This window comes from Nocardioides convexus (assembly GCF_011090295.1).
Window position 1 is genome coordinate 1,392,451 of sequence record NZ_JAAMYA010000001.1, and the last position, 17,238, is coordinate 1,409,688.

The following is a 17,238-nucleotide window of genomic DNA, read 5'->3' on the forward strand; positions in this document are numbered from 1 at the left end:
ACAACATCGGGGCGGTGGTGGTCAGCGCCGACGGCACCAGCCTCGACGGCATCGTCTCCGAGCGCGACGTGGTCCGCCGCCTGCACAGCGACGGCACGGTCATCAACAACGTGGTCTCGGCGATCATGACCACCTCGGTGCACACGTGCTCACCCGAGGACGACCTCGACGAGGTGCTCCAGGTGATGACCGAGGGCCGCTTCCGGCACATCCCCGCCGCCGCGGACGGCGAGGTGGTCGGCATCGTCAGCATCGGCGACCTGGTCAAGCACAAGATCGACCAGGCTGGAGTTCGAGCGCGACCAGACTCGACTCCTACGTGCACCAGTCCTGACGCGCGCACCGCGCGCCGGCTCCTAGGGGGTGCCGGCGAGCGGGGTCAGCGGGTTGCCCGGTGCGATCGAGTCACAGCCTGCTCGGCGCGGGCGTGCCGCCGAAGCGAGCACCCAGCCAGGCGATCGCCTCGGGCAGCCACAGCGCGACCGAGGTGAAGTGGCTCAGGGCGTACTCGCGGTGCAGCACCCGCACCCCGTCGGCGCAGTACTGCCGGGCGAGCGTGCGCACGTCGCCGGCCACCATCACCCCGTCACCCTTGCCGAGCACCGGGTGCGCGGTGGTGCCCTCGAGCTCGCCGCCGCTCCCCTGGCCGATGAACATCGGCACGGTGGGGCTGGGCCGGGTGCCGAGGTTGAGCCTGGTTGACGGTGCTGACGAAGACCGGGACGCTCGACGGCTCGGCGTACTCCGGCTTGGTCATCTTTTTCCAGGTCAGGCCCGGGTAGGCGCCGAGCACCTCGGCGATCGAGGCCTTCTGCATCTTGCGGTAGACCTCCAGCCCGTAGTCGTTGAGGTACGGCGTGAGGTCGATCCCGTAGGCGCGCGACACCCCGATCACGGCCATCGGGATCACCCCGGCCCAGACCTGGCTGCCGTCGACGTAGTCCAGGTTGGCCGAGGGCCGCACCAGGACGCCGCCCTCGGCGGCACCGACGATGCGCGCGTTGACGTCCGGGGCGTAGGTCGGGGCGAGGGTCGAGGCCCAGTTGGTGGCGATCGCGCCGCCGGAGTAGCCGATCAGGCCGACCTTGGCGCTGGGCGCGATGCCGGTGCCGGGGTCGCGCAGGCTGGCGCGCACCGAGTCGAGCGTGACGTAGCCGTACTCGGGGCCGGCGGCGAAGTCCGCGGTCGGGCCCTGGGTGTCGGACATGACGATCGCATAGCCCTGCAGCAGGAACGCCGAGACGAGCGCGGTCTCGACGTGGGCGACCATGCCGCCGAGCTCGGTGCTGCCGGTGAACGTGCGCGACGGGCCGTGCTCAGGGTTCAGCGAGTCGTAGAACGACTGGTAGGAGATCACCTTGCTCGTCGTGCCGAGGGGCGCCTTGATGACGGAGGTGACGGCGGCGATCGGCCGGCCCTGGGCGTCCGTGCTGCGGAAGAGGATCTGGCGCACGCTCAGCGGCAGCGGGATCCCGGCCAGGCTGTAGGGCACCGTACGCGCCTTGAGGACGGCACCGGGCGCGTAGTCGGCCAGCGGCGTGCTGCCGGAGTAGGTGAAGAACGGGTCGGGCGTCGCGGCCGCGGCAGCACGGGCCGCACCGGCCGGGGCGAGCAGGGCCGCGAGCGCGGCGAGGACCGTGAGGACCGCGAGACGACGGGTGAGCGTGGACAGCATGCGGGGAGCCCTCTCCTCGTGACCGGCGTCACGACCCCAGCATCATTAGTGACATGGCTGTCACTTGTCAACGGCCGGTCCGTCAGCGGCGGTCCCGCCGCCAGCGCTGCGGTACGACGCGCGCGGACGCCCGGCGCACGGCCCGCCCGGTCCATCCGATCGGCCCCCGGGTGAGGACCGCACGGCCGGTGCGCCGCAGCCGGGCGCGCACCCGCTCCAGGCCGGAGCGCCACGGCACCGACGCGAGCGAGAACCGGGCCAGCAGCCGGCGCCACCACGGCGTCGCCTTGCGGATGCGCCGCAGGGCGGTGTCGACGTCGGCCCAGTAGGCCTTCGCCTCCTCCGGCGTCGGCTCGCCGTCGCCGTAGACGTGGCGGTCGGCGGTGTGGGCCAGCGTGACCACCGGCGCGGCGTCGTAGCGCTCGGCGGCGGCGTAGGCACTCTCCCGCCGGGTCGCACCGGGAGCCTTGCGGACACCGAGGTCTCGCATCCGGTCGTCGAGTCTCGCGCCAGGCGCCGGTCAGCCGCGCGGTCGGGTCGCCGGCACGGCGGCGCCGGCGGCGCAGCAAACTGTAGAGGAGCACGCCCCACAACGGGGAGAGCACCAGGAGCACCTTGCCGACGTCGAGGACGACGCCGATGATCGTGCCGAGCACCTCCAGGACGTCCAGGCTCGCTGCGCTGCCCGTCACCCTGCTGGAGGTTGTCGGAGGCCTCCTTGGGCTCGCCCGGCACCCGCGGCGGCTGCAGCACCTGCGGCTGCGGCTCCTCGTTGGGCTCGTCGTTGGGCTTGCGCAGCCTTCTGGTCCTCGGGCGGGGTCGGGTCGAGGGGCACCCAGCCGGCACCCTGCAGCCTTGACCTCGGTCCAGGCGGTGACGTTCTCGCCGCGCACGTCGCCGCCGCCCGGCGGCACCTTGAAGCCGATGACGACCCGGATCGGCAGGCCCATCCGCTGCCCGGCGAGGGCCATCGCGGCGGCGTACTGCTCGGCGTTGCCGACCGGCGTCGCGGTCTTGGTCAGCACGGCCAGCCGGCTCGCTCCGTGGCCGGCCGGGGTGTAGTCGTCGATGCCGTCGGAGTAGTAGCCGTGCTCGCGGAAGGAGTCACGCAGGAACTCCGCGAGCAGGCCGTCGGTGCCACCGGAGAACCCGGCCTCGGTCTGCCAGCGCTGGACCCGGTCCATCAGGCTCCTCCGGCACGATCGCCGGCGGCGGCAGCGAGACCGACGAGTCGGCCTTGAGCGTCTCGATCTCCTCGTCGGACAGCATGGGCGGGACGACCGCCTCGACCTGGAAGGTGGTGCCCTGCCGCACCCCGCCGATCTGCGCGACCGTGCCGGTCTGGCGGTTGATCACCAGGCTCGCCGGCGGCCTCGTCGTCCGTGCGGCCGTCGCGCACCGGGGTCATCGCGAGGGTCTCGCCGACGCTCGGCACCCACGGACCGGTGTAGTCCCCGATCGTGATCGAGCCGCGCACGGTGGCCTTGGCGTTGGCGTCCGGGTCGTTGCGGAAGCGGCGGAAGGTGCCGGAGTCGTGCAGCGAGCCCGGTCCTCCGGAGACGTTCCACACGATGCCGTCGTAGTCTGTCCATCACGGCGAAGCGGACCAGGGTGCCGCTCTCCAGGCCGTCGACGGTGAAGAGCGTGGTGCCGGTCTTGACCGGCTCCTTCTTGTAGTAGCGGAACTTCGCCAGCGGACTCGGGTAGTCGTGCGGGTCGAACGGCGGGTCGACGTGGTCGCGCAGCACGACCCGCTCCCCCGACGCCCCACCCAGCACACCGAGCCCGACGGCGGCACCACCGGCGACGCCGACCACGACCAGGGTCGCCAGCACCCGCCGGCCCCAGCGGGTGCGCACCTGGCGCAGCAGCCGCCAGCGCAGCCACACGACGGCGACCGCCGTGACCACGATGCCGCGGACCAGCACGCCTCCGGCCTGGATGTCGCCGAAGGCCGCCGCCACCACCACGACCAGGCCGAGCACCAGCCCGGCCAGGCCCGGCGCCCGCGAGCGCCACAGCAGCACGGCGCACACCAGCCCCCCGACCAGCCCGGTCACCAGCGGCACGATGATCACGACGCCGGTCTCGCCGAGCGGGGTCGGCAAGGTCAGCGACTCCCGCCATGCGTCGACGGTGCCGACCACGACGTCGTGCAGCGAGTCGGCGGTGGGCAGGAAGCCGTTGCGGGCCTTGGCGGGCAGGGCGACCGCCGAGCCCACCGCGAGGTACGACGCGGCCGCGGCGAGCGTCGTCAGCCACGGCCCCCACCGGAAGCGGGCGCTCAGCCAACCGACGGCGACACCGAGCACCAGGCCCACCGTCACCGCGAGCAGCCAGCGCCGGCCGGTGAACGCCGCGCCCAGCGGCCAGGCGCAGAGGATGCCCAGACCGACCACCAGCACCGTGTCGACGAGCGCGAGCCACCACGGCGGCATCGGCCGGGCACCCCGACGGCGCTGCTCGACCACCATCACGGCGCGGTTGCTGCCGCTCACGCTGGCGCTGCTCATGCCGCCACCCGTCGTACCGCGACGCCGAGCTCCTCGAGGCGGCCGATCGTCGCGACGCCGAGGTCGCCGAGCCAGCGCACCGAGGGCTCGTGACCGGTGATGCAGCGCACCGCGATCACCCGGGTGTCGACGGGCAGGAACTGCCGGGCGCGGCGCAGGCTCGGTGATGGTGACCCCGGAGCCCACGCACAGCACCATCACACTGGCGGCGAGTTCGTCGTTGCCGAGGTGGCGGGTGACCTCGAGCAGACGCTTGGCCTGCCAGTCGTAGGCCAGGCCGGACAGCCCGTCGAGGAAGCGCTGCGCGCTAGAGGCGGGCATCGTCGCGTGCGAGGAGGCCGCGCTGAGCCGCTGGCCGTCGGCGAGCGCCTGGGTGCCGAGGGAGCCGGCGATCGAGATCGCCAGACTCGAACTCGTCGTCGCTGGCGTAGTCCTCCAGACGCGAGCCTGACCAGCGTCAGCAGGTGCGAACGGCGGGTCTCCTCGAACTGCCGGACCATGAGCGTGCCGGTCTTGGCGCTGGACTTCCAGTGGATGTGGCGGCGGTCGTCGCCGGCGACGTACCCGCGCAGGGCGTGGAAGGAGACGTCGTTGTCGGAGACCTTCGGCACGGTCCGGCCCTCGAGGTCGCGGACCAGGCCGGCGGCCGAGCCCTCGACGCGCAGGGTGCGCGGGTGGACGTAGAGCCGGTCCATGCGGCTCAGGTGCGCCTCGCGGCGCAGCAGGCCCAGCGGGTCGGCGCGCACCGCGACGACCGGCCCGACGTCGAGCACGGCACGGTGCTCGGTCGGGATCGCGAACAGGCTCCTCGTGCGTGGCGCCCGGGCCCAGCGCGGGCAGGTCGAAGGCCGCCCGGCCCTGGCCGACCGGGAACTCCACCACGAGCGGGCGCGAGCGGCGTCCGGTGGGGTTGGTGAGGGTGAGGTAGCCGTTGGCCCGCTCCCCCACGATCACCCGCTCGCGGGCGAGGTCGAGCCGGGCCTGGAGCGGCTGCCGGCCGACCACGAAGGCGACCGCGATCAGCAGCACCAGGGCCAGGAAGATGCCGCCGACGAGCAGACTCGCGCCAGTGCAGCAGCGGTCCGGCGACCAGCAGCACCAACGCCAGCCCGGCGACCGTCCAGCCGGCCGCGGTGACCGTCTCGGTGACCGGGCGCAGCGCCGTGCGCACCGCCTGGGTACGCCGAGCGAGGTCCTCGCGCAGCGCACCACCCAGCGCCCGGCGACGCCGGGACAGGGCGGTGAGCGTACGGCGCAGGCCGGCCACCCAGGAGCGGGGACTCATCGAGCAGCCGGCTCCAGGGGCACCGACACCCGCTCGAGGACCTTGCGCACGACGTCCTCGGTCGTCGTGCCGCGGAAGTCCTCCTCGGGGTCGAGCACCATCCGGTGCGCGAGCACGGGCACGGCCAGCGTCTTGACGTCGTCGGGCACGACGTAGTTGCGGCCGTAGGAGATCGCCCAGGCGCGCGCCGCGCGGACCAGGGCGAGCCCGGCCCTGACGCTGGTGCCGAGGACGACCTCGGGGGCGTTGCGGACGTTCTCGATCAGGGTGGAGACGTACTCGTAGATCGCCGGCTCGACGTGCACCTGCTGCGCGAGCCTGGATCAGGTGCAGCACGTTGTCGCCGCTGATGATCGGGCGGACCACGGTGGCCGCCTTGCCCTTCGGCGCGTTGACGAGGATCTGCACGGTGTTCTCGTGGTCGGGGTAGCCCAGCGAGGTCTTGATCAGGAAGCGGTCGAGTCTGGGCCTCGGGCAGCCGGTAGGTGCCGGCCTGCTCGATGGGGTTCTGGGTGGCGATGACGATGAACGGCGGCGTGACCGCGTGGGTGATCCCGTCGACCGTCACCTGGCTCTCCTCCATCACCTCCAGCAGCGCGGACTGGGTCTTCGGCGAGGCACGGTTGATCTCGTCGGCCAGCACGACGTTGGAGAAGATCGGGCCCTTGTGGAACTCGAACTCCTGGGCGCGCTGGTCGTAGATCGTCACCCCGGTCACGTCGCTCGGCAGCAGGTCGGGCGTGAACTGGATCCGGTGGTGCTCGCCCTGGATGGTCTGCGCGATCGCGCGCGCCAGCGACGTCTTGCCGGTGCCCGGGTAGTCCTCGAGCAGCAGGTGCCCCTCGGCGAGCAGCGCGACGAACGCCAGCCGGACCACCTCGGTCTTGCCGACGATCGCCTGCTCGACGTTCGCGACGAGCCTGGGCGAACGTCTGCGAGAACCACTCGGTCTGTTCTGCGGTGAGCGACATGGATGTCCTTTTCGGGGGCTAGGGCGTCGAGACGCTGACGCCGCTGGTCGTGACGGTGGCGGAGCCCGAGCCGGTGAACCGGCACGAGTTCCCGCCGAGGTAGTAGCCGAAGGCACCGTTGACGGTGGTGTCCAGGCTCGGCGCGCAGTTGTCGTTCGGGGTCAGCCCGGAGAGGCTGGCCGTCGCCCCGCGGTCCTCGTGGACGAAGCCGTCCCCGTCGACCCGCACCCGGCAGGCCCCGCCCAGCAGCGGGCAGTCGAAGCGGACGGTCATCGTCTTCTCGCGCGAGGTGGCGGTCACCCGGCTCGGCGCGCTGTACTTGCGGTCGCCGTCGGCGGCGGAGACCGTGCGGACCAGGATCGTCTTCGACGAGCCGCCCTCGGGAACGTCGGCACGGTAGTGCTCGCCCGAGCGCGCATCGACCCAGCCTGGCGCCGTTGTTGTCGCTGTACTGCACGCCGGTCACCGGCTTGCCGTTCTCCGTGCCGGGCTGCAGCGTGACGTCGACCTTGTAGTAGTCCGTGCTCGTCGTGGTGCCGCCCGGTGGCGGGTTGGGCTGGCCCCAGGTCTCGATGCCCCCGAGTCCGTCGGCCTGTCCCTCGACGGCGCGGTTGCCGTTGAAGGTGACCGCCCAGACCTGGATCGAGTGCGTGCCGTTGTCGGGGAAGGTGATCGCCGTGCCGCCGTTGCCCGGCGCGGAGGCGACGGTCGTGCGGTAGCCGGTGTTGGTCTCCACGACGTAGTGGTGGATCGCGAGGCCGCCGTCGTCGGCCGGGGCGTCCCAGCCGATGCGCGCGACCCGGTCCGAGGGCGATGAGCCGACCTCGACCAGGTTGCGCACCGGGCCGGCCTTCGTCCACGGCCGGCCCGACACGCTCGGGCTCGGGTCGCTGGTGCCGGCGTCGTTGGCGGCCGCCACCGTGAACGTCACCGTCTTGCCCTTGCGGATGCCGGCACTGGCGTCGAAGAGCCTTCGAGGTGGCCGAGGCGGGGGCGTTGTACGTCGACTGCGCGCAGCCGCTGCACTTGATGACGTAGCCAGTGACCGGGTTGCCGTTGCTCTGCGAGACCGACCACCTCGACCAGGTGATGCGCACGTAGGGCTGCTCGGTGTAGCTTGTCCGCCTCGCTGGCGACCAGGCTCGGCGCGACGCCGGAGCGCATCGGCACGCCGAACGGAGCCACCGCCTTGGAAGCACCGGAGAACTCGCGGCGCGGCTCGACCTCGTTGATCGCCCGGATCTCGAAGGCGTACGACGTGCCGTTGGTCAGCCCGGCGATGACCTTGGAGGTCTCCCCGCCCGAGGCCTGCCAGGTCCGGCCGCTGCCGGCCTCCTTGATCTCGTAGGAGGTGATCTGCGACCCCTCGTTGTTGGGCGGGGTCCAGCGCACCGTGAGACTGCCGGTCCATCGACCCGCCGGTGGGCTTGGACTCCACCACGATCGTCGGCGGCGTCATCAGGTCCGGCGCCTTGTTCGGGGTGATCTCGGTCGAGGCCGGGCTCTCCTTGCCCCAGCCCTCGGAGTTCTTCGCGCGCACCGTGAAGGTGTAGGTCTCCCCCGGCTCGAGGTTCTCCAGACGGCAGGTGGTCGTCGTGCAGGCCTGCTGGAAGCCGTGCGAGCCGCGCACCTCGTACTGCTCGATCGGCGCACCATTGGAGTCCGGCTCGCGCCACGACAGCACGGCGGAGGACGCCTCGACGGAGGACAGGGTGGGCCGGTCCGGGGCCTCGGGAACGTCGATCACGGTGACCGCGATCCGGGCCGGCACCTCGCGGGTCCGGTCCCCCGAGGCGTCGGCCACCGTCACCCGGAGGGTCGAGGTCCCGGAGTCGCCGGTGCGGAAGGAGACCGTCGAGCCGTCGGTGCGCAGGTCGCTGAGCCGCCCGGCGCCCTCGATCTGGGGGTTCTTGACCTCCAGCGGCTCGCCCGGGTACGGGTTCACCGCGTAGTCGGAGATGTCGATCGACTTCGCCTCGTCCTTCGCGGCCGTCACCGCGATCGGCGGGATCTGCAGCAGGGGCCGGTCGCTGCCGACGATCTGGGCGGTGACCACTCCCTCCGTGGTGCCACCGTGACCGTCGTCGGCGACGACGCGCACCCGCAGGGTGTCGCCGGCCTTGGCGCCCCCGGCGGCCTTGATCCGCAGGATGCTCTCCCCGGTCGGCACCTCGGCGCTCAGCCCGCTGTCGGCCGAGACTCACCCGGTAGACCATCGTGCCGAGGTCGTCCTCGTTGGCGTCGGTGGTCAGCCCGGCCAGGTCGACCTCGGCGGCGTCGCCCTCGACGGTCACGTCGACGGCGGCGTTGCGCATCACGGGGGCGACGTTCTCCGAGGGCTTGACGTCGATGGGGATGGTGAGCAGCGAGGTGAGCGCGTCCTTGGTGGCGGTCGGGCCGTCCGCGACCGCGACCGTGACCGACGCCGACCCGACGTAGCCCTTGTCGGGCGTGAAGTCTCAGCGAGGTCGGCTCACCCTTGACCGGGTTGACCGCGCCGTTGACCGCCGTCGGCAGCGAGTCGGGCACGATCTGCGCCTCCCGGCCGGCCCGGGTCACGACGAGGTCCCGCAGGTCGAAGACCACGGGCTGGTCGGCGGTGTCCTCGACGGGGACCTTCTCCTCGTCGGTGGTCAGTCTGCGGCGGGACGTTCTCGGTGCCGGTCACGAAGATGACCCCGAAGGTCCCCGTGGACTCGTCGTCGGCGTCGTCGAGGCGGTAGAGCACGACCTGGTCCTGCGCCTTGAGCCTGACCTCGACCTTGGTGTCGTGGTCGACCACCTCGCAGTCGCCACCGTCACCTGCATCGCAGCCTGGTGACCTTGAGGTCGGCCTTGGCCCCGTCGAAGTCGAGGTCGTTGTCGAGCACCGGCACCTTGACGGTCTCGCCCGGGTCGCGGCCGATGATCTCGTTGGTACTCGGCCACGTCGTCGTTGGCGATCGGGGCGTAGAAGGGCGCGTCCTTGCTGGCCCGCACCTTGAGCACCGCGTTGTCGCGCGCGCCCGCGGCGTCCTCGATGGTGTAGCCGACGTTCGTCGCGGCCGCGCCGCTGTCGGGGGCGTCGCCGACCGGCACCTCGATGAAGCCGTTCTCGTGCTTGGCTCCCTTGACGGTGCTGTTGGACTGGGCGATCCGCAGCGGGTCGTCGTCGGGGTCGACGTCATTGCCGAGCACGTTGTAGGAGATCATCCGGTTCGGCTGGACCAGCACGTTGTCGTCGAGCGCGACCGGCGGCTGGTTCTCCTTCTCCGCCGCGACCACGCCGACCCGGACCTCGGCGACGCCGGTGGCGCCGTACTTGTCCTGGACGAGGATCTGGAAGAAGTCCGTGCCGACCTTGCCCTCGAAGGCCTCGTAGCGGATCCAGTCCACGCCGGTGTCGAGGACGCGGCCCAGCGAGGGCGCGGTCAGGATGCTGCGGAACGCGACCGAGTCGCCGTCCGGGTCGGCCCCGGTGAGGTCGACGGAGATCACCTTGGGACGTCCGCCGATCACCCGGTCGATGATCGGCTGCGGCAGGGGCGGGTGGTTGTTCTTCGCCGAGTCGGCGACGACGTAGATGCTCACCTCGGCGGTCGCCTTGAGGCCGTCGGTGTCGCGGACGCCGTAGATCACCGAGTAGGCTGCCGGGCTTGTCCGGCGCCCGCAGCCGCAGCGTGTCGCCCGCGACCCAGACGTCGAGGTCCTGCTCGTTGCTGAGGTCGGACTGGAACAGCCGCGGCTTGCCGCCGTCGGGGTCGGAGTCGTTGGCGAGGACCGGGATCGTGGTCACCGAGCCGGCCCGGACGGTGACCTGGTCCTTGTTGGCCACCGGGTGCCGGTTGGCCTGGTTGGACCCGCGCTGGGTGATCACCAGCGATCCGGTCGTGGAGCCTGCGGCCGTCGGAGACGACGTAGTCGACGGTGGCCTGCTGGCCGACGATGTCCGTGGCGGAGCCTGACCACCGCCAGCCGCTTGTCGACGATGGAGACCTTCACGCCGGGGATCGAGGGCCGGCTGACCCGCTTGACCACCAGCACGTCGCCGTCCGGGTCCAGGTCGTTGAGCAGCAGGTCGACCTGGGCGGTGCCGCCCGGGGTGATGACCGCCTTGTCGCGCACCGCGATGGGCGGCCGGTTGTCCTTGGGCGGCGACTCGATGTCGAGCCGGATGAAGGAGGTCTTGGTCGCCGAGGAGTTGTAGGCGGCGTACTGCAGGTAGTAGGCTCTTCGCCTTCGTCGAGGTGAAGGTGAAGGTGCCCGACTCCAGGTCCTTGGAGATCTCGGTGCCGCTGTCGTCGCCGACCACCTTGACGCTCTTGAGCGCGAGGTCCTTGCCCTCGGGGTTGCGGTCGTTCGTCAGCGGCTGCACGACGACGTGCGTGCCCGCCACGCCCGAGGCCAGGTCCGGCACCAGGCTCCGGCGGCGCGGTGTCCCCGACCACCTGGACCGGCAGGCTTGCCGGTGATCGTGTCGAAGCCGTCCTCGATCGTGTACTGGATCTCCGAGACCTTGCTGCCCGTGCCGCTGTCGGTGAAGGCTGATCGTGCCGTCGGGACGGAACTCCACCTCTCCCCCGCGCGCGGTCGCCTCGGTGAGCGTGAGGTCGTCGCCGTCCTCGTCGAAGTAGTCCGCGAGCAGGTAGTAGTCCGACGTCGCACCGCGGGTGACCGTCAGGCTGAGGCTTGCGGTCGGGCATCAGCCTTGGGCTTGCTGTGCTGGCCGTCCTTGCGGATGGTCAAGCGCACCTGGGCGTAGCGCTCGTCGTTGACCTTGCCGTCGGTGACGTAGTAGCGGAAGGTGGCGATCCCCTCCGCGTCGGCTGGTACGGCGACCTGGAGTCGCGTGCCGCCGCCGACGATCTTGACCTCGGCTCCGGGCCGCTGACGTACTGCGTCTTGGAGATGCTGATGATGTCGCCGTCGGGGTCGTGGTCGTTGAGGGCGACCACCGGCAGCACCGTCGAGCGCCCGGGACGGGCGCCGAGGGCGTCGTCCTGCGGCTCCGGCGGACGGTTCTCCTGGTCGGGGATCTCGTCGGTGGTCTGCTTGAGCCTGGAGCGGTTCTCGTTCTGCGGGTCCACCGAGGGCCAGTTGTCGACCTTGGCCTTGCCGGGCTCCTGGACCAGCCAGGTGTCCCCGGTGACCACGTCGTTGAGCACCACCACGTCCCGGTTGACCCGGAACTGCAGGGAGGCGCCGGCCTGGATGCCCGTGATCGGCGCGGTGTCGTCGAAGGAGTCGTCGGGGCAGTCGCGCAGGTAGTTGTTCGTCGAGCCGGGATCGGCCCACGCGGCGTACACGCACCCGGTGCTGTCGAGCACCACCGGTGCCGCGGGTCGGCCGGCCACCGAGCCGCGGCTGACCCGGTCGAGACCGCCGCCCTCGGGCGAGGTCTTGAAGAGGCCCTCGGAGGTCGCCAGGTAGAGGTCGTTGCCGTCCCCGGAGGGCTGCTGCAGGCTGCACGGCGGAGAGATCGGCGGTCTCGACGGTGACCGGGTCGGCGTCCGGGCGGAGAAGACTCACGGGAGCGGCGGTTGAACAGGACCGGCGTGTCCCCGACGACGCTCAGCGTCACCATCGCGGGGTCGGTGCCGAGGTCCTTGCCGAGCCGGAGGCCGTCGCCGGCCACCGCGGCCCCGGTGTCGTCGATGGTGAAGGTGGTGACCTTGCCGTCGCGGCCCAGCACGTAGGCGCGGCCGTCGGTGCCGACCGCGGCCGACAGCGCGTCCTTGACGTCGGGCTTCTCGGACTTGGCCGAGAAGCCGGAGAGCCGGCTCGCCGGGCGCACCCAGGCCTTGCCGGTGACGACGTCGACGACCGCGAAGGTGCTCCCGCCCTGGGCGACCACGGCACCGGTCGGCAGCATGGTCGGGTCCTGGACGGCCGCGCGGGCGACGTCGACGGGCTTGACGGAGCGGTCGGTGGAGGCGTCGTCGAGGAACAGGTTGGTGGCGCGCTGGAAGATGTCGAAGTCCGCGCTCGCGGCGTCGACGCCGAGGTCGGGTCTCCTTGATCTGTGGGTTCAGCCGCGCCGCCAGACCCATGTCGCGGTTGGTGACCCAGACGCCGCCGTCGTTGAGGTCGACCTCGGTGAACGGCTTGCCGTCGTACTTGTAGGCGAGCACGACGAGGGTGCCGAGCAGGAGGGTCAGCACCGTCGCGGACGCGGTCCGCCGCCACCGGGTGATCACTGGCCCACCGCACAGACCTGCTGGGACGGCGGCGAGGGCTGGCTCCCGGTGCGCGAGAGCGAGACCTGCACGCAGACGGTGGCGTCGCGTTGGATGGTCACGGTCCGGCTCGTCTCCTCGGTGTAGTCCGGCGCGCGCTTGGGGATGCCGTCGCCGGTCATCACGACCTTGAACTGGTCGCCCTCACGGGGCTCGGTCTGCTTCCACCGGAAGGTCCACGTGCGGCCCTTGCCGGACTTGGTGACCACCGGAGCGGCCGGCAGGTCGAACGGCTCGACCGGGTCCGCGGGCTTCTCCCCGCGCAGCGTTCCGTCGCGGGGGTCCTCCTCGTCGCCGCCGCCGGCCAGCACGGCCCAGCCGATGCCGCCGAGCACGAGCGCGGCGACCACGCCGGCGGCGACCCGGCCGGCCCAGCCCATCTTCCGGCCCTCGGTACGACGCGGGCCGGTCCGCCCGGTCCCGCCGGTCGCGTGCGGTCCGGTCCCGGGCTGCCCGGTCGACTCGTCGAGAGCGGGCTGGAACGGGCCGGAGCGCGCCTCCACCGCGGCCGGGATGATCACCGACACCGGGCGGACCAGGGTGCGCGCGTCGTTGGGGTGCTCCTGCACCAGCGCCGTCGGCGAGGCGTCCATGACCTCCAGCCGGGTCGGCGACTGCCGCAGACTCGATCTGCACGTCCTGCAGGCTGGCGCCCGAGCACCATCGCGGAGACCTGGCGCTTGGCGATGTCGGTCGCCATCCCCCGGCGCAGCACCTCGGTCAGCGAGGCGGGCACGTCCGGGCGGCGCAGCGGGGAGAGCCTGGCCGCGCTCGATGCGGCGCATCGACCGGCGTTCTCGTTGGAGGCGTCGCGGCGCTCGAAGGGCGCGTGCCCGGCGAGCAGCGAGTAGAGCGTGGCGGCGAGCGAGTAGACGTCGCTGCGCACGTCGTGGCTGTCGGCGGAGAGCACCTCCGGCGGCGACCACGGGATGGAGAGCCCCTGCCCGCTGGCGCCGGCCTCGCCCACCACCGAGGCGATGCCGAAGTCGGTGAGCAGCGGGACGCCGAAGGTGCTGGTGAGGATGTTGTGCGGCTTGATGTCGCGGTGCAGGATCCCCGCCCGGTGGGCCGTCTCGACCGCGCTGGCGATCTTGACGCCGATGTCGAGGACCTCGTCCACGCCGAGCGGGTTGGCCCGGAAGCGCTGGGCGACGTGCGGCGGCGGGCAGAACTCCATCACCAGGAACGCGCGGCCGTCCGAGACTCACCCCGGCCTGGTAGATCGGCACGATCGAGGGGTGGTTCGAGAGCCTGGGCCATCACGTTGGCCTCGGCCCGGAACAGGCTCCAGCGCGCCCCGGTCGCTGCCGCTGCGCAGCACCTTGATGGCGACCTGCCGGGTCGGCGGGCTCCTGCTGGTAGCGGAAGACGTCGGCGAAGCCGCCCTCGCCGACCCTGTCGACGTAGGTGAAGCCGGGGATCTCGGGCGGGCGCATGCTCATGCTCATGCCCCCGGAGCCGGTACGACGGTGACGGTGAGCCCCTTGGACAGGGTGAGCACGTCGCCGATGGACAGACTCGGTGCGCACGCCGTGGTCGAGGGTGATCGGTGTGCGGCCGGGCCGGGCCAGCAGCGTGCCGTTGGTGGAGACGTCGGTGACGGTCACCTTGGCGCCCTCGGCGGAGATCTCCAGGTGCGTGCTGGAGACGTAGGGGTCGTCCACGGTGACCAGCGCGGGCAGGTTCGCGCTGCCGCCGACCTGCTGCACCCGCGGGCTTCGGCCGATGAGCACGCGGCGTCGTACCTGCACCACGCGGCCGGTCGAGAGCAGCAGCGCCACCACGACGGCGCTCGGCGGCGGGGGCGGCGCCGCGGCCGAGGACGGGACCTGGCCGGCGCGCAGCGCCTGCAGGCTGGGCCGGGGTGATCGTGCGACCGTCGTGCTCGGGCGACTCGGCGGGCTCCCAGCCGGGCGGCGGGCTCGACGGCGGTGGGCCGGCCGGGACGAGCCTGGGAGGGCGCGGGCGGCGGAGGAGGGGTGGTCGCGGGCGCTGGTGCGGGGCGGCGGACGACGGTGTGCTCGGCCGGGGGCGGCGTCGGGGCCGGCTCGGGGACGGGCTCCGGAGCGGGCACCGGAGCGGGCACCGGAGCGGGCACCGGAGCGGGCACCGGAGCGGGCACCGCGGCGGGCTGCGGGCACCAGGCTCACCCCGGCGCTGCGGACCACGCCTCCGGCGAGCGGCAGCGCCGGCCCGGAGACCGGTACGCCGAGCGGGGCCACCTCGACTGAGCAGCCGGCCGGCAGGGCGGTGCTCCCCTCGGCCCAGGTCGTGGCCTCGCGGCCGTCGAGTGCGAAGTCGCCGACGCGGACCTCCAGGGGGCCGCGGAGGATCAGGTGGACCTCGCGGCCGTCGTACCGGACCACGGCGAAGTCGGGCAGGTCGGTCAGCGCGCCGCGGGAGAGCACCTCGACCACGGTCAGCGGCTCGAGGCCGCGCTCGCTCAGCGCCGCCACCTCGGCGAGCCGGTCGGGAGCGGCCAGGACCACGCCGTCGGCGGTGACCAGCGTCGCGAGCTCGCCGGGGCGGTAGGCTGGCCCTCATCGCGGGCCACCCGGTGAGGGCAGGGTGTTCTCGTCAGCCGGGGCGACGCCCACGACGTCGACCACCACGACCGTGACGTTGTCGTTGCCGCCCGCGGCGACGGCCGCCTCCACGAGGGTGGCCACGGTCCGGTCGGGTGCCATCCCCTCGGAGAGGATGTGCAGGATCGCGGTGTCGGAGAGACTCGGTGTGCAGCCCGTCGGAGCACAGCAGCAGCCGGGAGCCGGCCACCGCCGGGACCAGCGCGAAGTCGGCCTGGGAGTCGGTCAGCGCGCCGATCGCGCGGGTGACGACGTGCCGCTCGGGGTGCGCCAGCGCCTCGTCGCGGGAGATCTGGCCGGCGTCGATCAGGCTCCTGGATGACCGAGTGGTCCTTGGAGATCTGCTCCAGGACACCGTCGGTCCAGGAGTAGACCCGGGAGTCGCCGATGTTCGCCAGCAGCCAGTAGGCGTGCCCGTCCTGGAGGACGTACGCCGCCGCGACCAGCGTCGAGCCCGGGGCGGAGGTGAACTCCGAGGCCAGCGCGGCCACCTGCCGCTGGGCGGCGCCGATCGCGGCCTCGACGTCGCGCGGCTGCACGGTGCTCAGCGCCGCCAGCGGCTCGAAGGACTCCGCCACCAGCCGGCTCGCGACGTCACCGCGGGCGTAGCCGCCCATGCCGTCGGCCACCAGGAAGATCGGCGGGGCGACGAGGGAGGAGTCCTCGTTGACGGTGCGCACCCGGCCGGGGTGGCTGCCCGCGGCGTAGACCAGCCCCGTGGCAGACTCCGGGGACGACCAGGTCTCGGCCCCTGTGGCGTTGCCCCGCACCGATCCCCCCGAGACGCGTTCGGGCGCCCCACCTCCCGTGGGGTGCGCTGCGCGCAGCCTACCCCGACCTGCCGGACGGGAGCACCGCTTCCCGGCATAGGCTGGCGGGATGAGCCAGAAGCCTGAAGTCGACTTCGTCGACCCCACCCCGCCCACCGACCTCGTCATCACCGACCTGACCGTCGGCGACGGCGCCGAGGCGACCGCCGGCAGCACGGTGTCGGTGCACTACGTGGGCGTCGCCCACTCCACCGGTGAGGAGTTCGACGCGTCGTACAACCGCGGCGCCCCGCTGGACTTCCGCCTCGGCATCGGCCAGGTCATCCAGGGCTGGGACACCGGCGTGCAGGGCATGAAGGTCGGCGGCCGCCGCCAGCTCGTCATCCCGCCGCACCTGGGCTACGGCGACCGCGGCGCCGGCGGTGTGATCAAGCCCGGCGAGACGCTGATCTTCGTGGTGGACCTGCTCGACGTGAAGTGAGCCTACCAGGGCAGGTCGTCCGGGGCGTCGGAGTCCGACACCCGGGCGGCCTGCCCGGCCAGCTCCACCACGTCCCCGACGCGGAGTCTGGCGCCCCCGGCGGGTGTCGACCTCGCCGTTGACCCTCACCAGCCCGTCGGCGATCACCGGCTTGGCCTCGGCCCCGGAGTCGACGAGGTTGGCGAGCCTTGAGGAACTGACCGAGCCGGATCACCTCGTCCCGGATCGGTACGTCGACGGGCACCGGCCCCGTGGGCTCGGGCTCCTTGCGCTTGCGGCCGAACATGGGCCTCAGTGAATCATCACCGAGGCCGTGTGGATGAGGACCCCCACCAGGCCGCCGACGATCGTGCCGTTGATCCGGATGAACTGCAGGTCCCGGCCCACGTGCAGGCTCGATGCGGCGGGCGGCCTCCTTGCCGTCCCAGCGCTCGATGGTGTGGGTGATCACGGCGGTCGACTCGGCGCCGTACCGCTCGACGGCGAAGACGGCCGCGTCGGCGGCCAGCCGGTCGATCCGGGCGCGCAGGCCGGCGTCCGAGCGCAACCGCGCGGAGGCGGCCTCGATCTCGGTCAGCAGCCGCCGTCGTACGGCGCCCTGGGGGTCGTCGAGGGAGGTGAGCAGGGCGCGGCGCAGCGCCTTCCAGAGCGAGATGGCGGTCGCGATCACGGCCGGGTGGTCGAGCACGCGCTCCTTGAGCCGTTCCGCGCGGGCCTGGGTGGCGTCGTTCTCCAGCAGGTCC

19 protein-coding genes and 3 pseudogenes are annotated in these 17,238 nt (G+C 72.5%); 2 read left to right on the plus strand and 20 right to left on the minus strand.

From position 1 onward, the window contains the following. Positions 1–17 precede the first annotated feature (17 nt). On the plus strand, positions 18–491 hold the full coding sequence (locus tag G5V59_RS10275) for a CBS domain-containing protein (RefSeq protein ID WP_278259759.1): 474 nt from the start codon (positions 18–20) through the stop codon (positions 489–491). Here the strand turns inward: G5V59_RS10275 and G5V59_RS10280 are convergent. From G5V59_RS10280 to G5V59_RS10360, 18 genes and pseudogenes are all read right to left on the minus strand, one after another. Further along, a complete protein-coding gene (locus G5V59_RS10280; RefSeq protein WP_278256371.1) occupies positions 406–603 on the minus strand; it encodes a lipase family protein in 198 nt (65 codons plus the stop codon). The two genes, G5V59_RS10275 and G5V59_RS10280, sit on opposite strands and share 86 nt — an antisense overlap. Beyond that, positions 587–1,492 carry a lipase family protein gene (locus tag G5V59_RS10285; protein ID WP_278256372.1) on the minus strand — a complete coding sequence of 302 codons (906 nt, stop codon included), beginning with the start codon at positions 1,490–1,492 and terminating at the stop codon, positions 587–589. Before G5V59_RS10285 ends, G5V59_RS10280 begins: the two co-directional genes overlap by 17 nt. Continuing rightward, the gene (locus tag G5V59_RS10290; protein ID WP_278256373.1) at positions 1,456–2,859 is read right to left on the minus strand and encodes a transglutaminase-like domain-containing protein; all 1,404 of its coding nucleotides are present in this window, start codon (positions 2,857–2,859) and stop codon (positions 1,456–1,458) included. Before G5V59_RS10290 ends, G5V59_RS10285 begins: the two co-directional genes overlap by 37 nt. Next, positions 2,780–3,031, minus strand: coding sequence for a hypothetical protein (locus G5V59_RS10295; RefSeq protein WP_278256374.1), 252 nt, complete (start codon positions 3,029–3,031; stop codon positions 2,780–2,782). The genes G5V59_RS10290 and G5V59_RS10295 overlap by 80 nt, the downstream gene beginning before the upstream one ends. Beyond that, entirely contained in the window at positions 3,028–5,217 is a 2,190-nt protein-coding gene (locus G5V59_RS10300) for a hypothetical protein (RefSeq protein WP_278256375.1), read from the minus strand. Before G5V59_RS10300 ends, G5V59_RS10295 begins: the two co-directional genes overlap by 4 nt. 252 nt (positions 5,218–5,469) lie before the next feature. Continuing rightward, the gene (locus G5V59_RS36385) at positions 5,470–5,778 is read right to left on the minus strand and encodes a hypothetical protein (protein ID WP_341350907.1); all 309 of its coding nucleotides are present in this window, start codon (positions 5,776–5,778) and stop codon (positions 5,470–5,472) included. Next, a complete protein-coding gene (locus G5V59_RS36390) occupies positions 5,736–6,350 on the minus strand; it encodes an AAA family ATPase (protein ID WP_341350908.1) in 615 nt (204 codons plus the stop codon). The genes G5V59_RS36385 and G5V59_RS36390 overlap by 43 nt, the downstream gene beginning before the upstream one ends. A gap of 1,607 nt (positions 6,351–7,957) precedes the next feature. Continuing rightward, positions 7,958–8,614 (minus strand): annotated as a pseudogene (locus G5V59_RS36395) (fibronectin type III domain-containing protein); the annotation flags it as partial. Positions 8,615–8,622: 8 nt separating this feature from the next. Beyond that, a complete protein-coding gene (locus tag G5V59_RS10315; RefSeq protein WP_278256376.1) occupies positions 8,623–8,973 on the minus strand; it encodes a hypothetical protein in 351 nt (116 codons plus the stop codon). Next, entirely contained in the window at positions 8,918–9,172 is a 255-nt protein-coding gene (locus tag G5V59_RS10320) for a hypothetical protein (protein ID WP_278256377.1), read from the minus strand. Before G5V59_RS10320 ends, G5V59_RS10315 begins: the two co-directional genes overlap by 56 nt. Next, positions 9,109–9,708 (minus strand): Ig-like domain-containing protein, encoded by a 600-nt coding sequence (locus tag G5V59_RS10325; protein ID WP_278256378.1) that lies wholly within the window; start codon positions 9,706–9,708, stop codon positions 9,109–9,111. Before G5V59_RS10325 ends, G5V59_RS10320 begins: the two co-directional genes overlap by 64 nt. Next, entirely contained in the window at positions 9,608–10,996 is a 1,389-nt protein-coding gene (locus G5V59_RS10330) for an Ig-like domain-containing protein (protein ID WP_278256379.1), read from the minus strand. Before G5V59_RS10330 ends, G5V59_RS10325 begins: the two co-directional genes overlap by 101 nt. 104 nt (positions 10,997–11,100) lie before the next feature. Next, positions 11,101–11,952, minus strand: coding sequence for a hypothetical protein (locus G5V59_RS10335; RefSeq protein WP_278256380.1), 852 nt, complete (start codon positions 11,950–11,952; stop codon positions 11,101–11,103). Continuing rightward, entirely contained in the window at positions 11,949–12,584 is a 636-nt protein-coding gene (locus tag G5V59_RS10340; protein ID WP_278256381.1) for a hypothetical protein, read from the minus strand. Before G5V59_RS10340 ends, G5V59_RS10335 begins: the two co-directional genes overlap by 4 nt. 32 nt (positions 12,585–12,616) lie before the next feature. After that, complete coding sequence (locus G5V59_RS10345; RefSeq protein ID WP_278256382.1) at positions 12,617–13,252, minus strand: hypothetical protein; 636 nt, start codon at positions 13,250–13,252, stop codon at positions 12,617–12,619. Then, on the minus strand, positions 13,177–13,842 hold the full coding sequence (locus G5V59_RS10350) for a serine/threonine-protein kinase (protein ID WP_341351179.1): 666 nt from the start codon (positions 13,840–13,842) through the stop codon (positions 13,177–13,179). Before G5V59_RS10350 ends, G5V59_RS10345 begins: the two co-directional genes overlap by 76 nt. 76 nt (positions 13,843–13,918) lie before the next feature. Beyond that, complete coding sequence (locus G5V59_RS10355; protein WP_278256384.1) at positions 13,919–15,148, minus strand: FHA domain-containing protein; 1,230 nt, start codon at positions 15,146–15,148, stop codon at positions 13,919–13,921. Then, positions 15,103–16,014, minus strand: coding sequence for a protein phosphatase 2C domain-containing protein (locus G5V59_RS10360; RefSeq protein WP_278256385.1), 912 nt, complete (start codon positions 16,012–16,014; stop codon positions 15,103–15,105). Before G5V59_RS10360 ends, G5V59_RS10355 begins: the two co-directional genes overlap by 46 nt. A 109-nt stretch (positions 16,015–16,123) precedes the next feature. On the opposite strand from G5V59_RS10360, the gene G5V59_RS10365 reads away from it, so the two are divergent. After that, on the plus strand, positions 16,124–16,495 hold the full coding sequence (locus G5V59_RS10365; RefSeq protein WP_278256386.1) for an FKBP-type peptidyl-prolyl cis-trans isomerase: 372 nt from the start codon (positions 16,124–16,126) through the stop codon (positions 16,493–16,495). Positions 16,496–16,497: 2 nt separating this feature from the next. On the opposite strand, the pseudogene G5V59_RS10370 reads toward G5V59_RS10365, so the two are convergent. Then, positions 16,498–16,709, minus strand: a pseudogene (locus G5V59_RS10370) (RNA-binding S4 domain-containing protein). Between the two features lie 237 nt (positions 16,710–16,946). Then, positions 16,947–17,234 (minus strand): annotated as a pseudogene (locus tag G5V59_RS10375) (DUF445 family protein); the annotation flags it as partial. Positions 17,235–17,238 lie beyond the last annotated feature (4 nt).

What these genes read in the sequence shown, in the direction of transcription:
- G5V59_RS10290 (WP_278256373.1), bottom strand. Translation starts at nt 2,859, where the DNA reads ATGGACCGGGTCCAGCGCTGGCAGACCGAGGCCGGGTTCTCCGGTGGC.
- G5V59_RS10345 (WP_278256382.1), bottom strand. Translation starts at nt 13,252, where the DNA reads ATGGACGCCTCGCCGACGGCGCTGGTGCAGGAGCACCCCAACGACGCG.
- G5V59_RS10365 (WP_278256386.1), top strand. Translation starts at nt 16,124, where the DNA reads ATGAGCCAGAAGCCTGAAGTCGACTTCGTCGACCCCACCCCGCCCACC.